The organism is Levilactobacillus senmaizukei DSM 21775 = NBRC 103853 (assembly GCF_001592085.1).
Classification (GTDB): Bacteria; Bacillota; Bacilli; order Lactobacillales; family Lactobacillaceae; genus Levilactobacillus; species Levilactobacillus senmaizukei.
Window position 1 is genome coordinate 1 of sequence record NZ_BCWD01000058.1, and the last position, 1,377, is coordinate 1,377.

Here is a 1,377-nt window from a genome sequence, read left to right on the forward strand (position 1 = left end):
ATCCATCTGACGGACGAGAAGTTTCTTCTTTGAGGAAGAAGCTTCTCGTCTTTTTTGGTATGCATCTCGGATATGGTTATTACTCATTTTAGGATTAATCATAAGAACGACTGTCCAGTATAAAATTCTACGTGCATGTGGATTACCATGTTTTGTGATATGTCGCGTTGAATGATGATCACCAGAGTCTATTTCAGTTGTATCAATTCCTACGTAGCTGTTTAACTGCTGACGAGTACGGAAACGACGTATGTCTCCTAACTCACTTATTAGTCGGATGGCGGTACTACTGCCAATTCCCGGAATCGTCTGAAGGAGATTGAACTCTGGTAGAGACTTTCCCAGGTCTGTCATACGTGAAACCTGCTGTTCTTGCGTAGCTTCTAGTGCCAGAACTTGTTTGGCTAGAATCCTCATCTGCCGCGTATTGTCTGAACTAACGGCAACTGCGTCGCCGTTTTTGGCTGCTAGTTTCCATAACTTTCGTGAAGAATCATGAGCCCGTTTAGGGCCAACTCCCTTAAAGCCTGCCATCATTATTTGTTTTTCCAACTCGTTAAGGTCGCCGATTTCGCGGACGATTTGTGCGTGAGGAAAGAGGGATAGAAGCTCCCAAGCTAACTTAGTGTCAAAATCAAAACCATCTTTCGCTTCTCCGAATGAGGCGAACACGAGTTGTAACACACGATGAGCTCGATTGCGAGCACGTTTCTTATCTTCATTAAGTTGGTCATAGTAACGATTCATATCAGTCAGTTCACGATAGATTGGGTCTTGCTTGTAAGCCAATAGGTATGGTTCTAAGTGTTCAGTGAACTCGGTGATAGCTAATCTCCTGGCGTCACGTCTATCATTCTTTCTGAGACGTGAGCCTGTGGCGATGCGATTCTTAGCGACTAATGGATTCAAAATATGATAGTTCAAATGTTCTTGTTGGAGAAAATATTCTAGGCGCCGTGAGTAAAGACCAGTTGCTTCAAAGACAATCTCAGGCTTACCACCAAATTGAAGCACGTCGTGCTTCAATTCGTTAAAACCCAATATATCTAGAGAGATGACTGACTCCTCAACCACGATCAAATCTGTCACAATCGCAATGTTGGCTGTGTTCTTACTCACATCAATTCCAATAATTGTTCGCATAATCATATACCCATCCTTCTGAAGTCTTCACGTATGTCTTAGTAATCTCGTTTTCAAAACACGGCTTCAAGAGCCCAAATACTTTGATCAAATTGACTAAAACCAGTGAAGCGGCCATTTTTTGTGACGGTCTCGAGGACCCAAGGGGCCTACGGCCTGTCTTCACTACCACTATAAAGTAATAGAGGCACAAGAGCATCCCGTCGGATAACTCTTATGCCTCTAAGCTTAGTA

At 43.1% G+C, this 1,377-nt stretch carries 1 protein-coding gene; it reads right to left on the reverse strand.

Annotation, left to right across the window (positions count from 1 at the left end; translation table 11 throughout):
• A partial coding sequence (locus LSE01S_RS10575) for an IS110 family RNA-guided transposase (protein WP_169798698.1) occupies nucleotides 1–1,143 on the reverse strand: 1,143 nt, incomplete at its 3' end.
• Nucleotides 1,144–1,377: the final 234 nt, after the last annotated feature.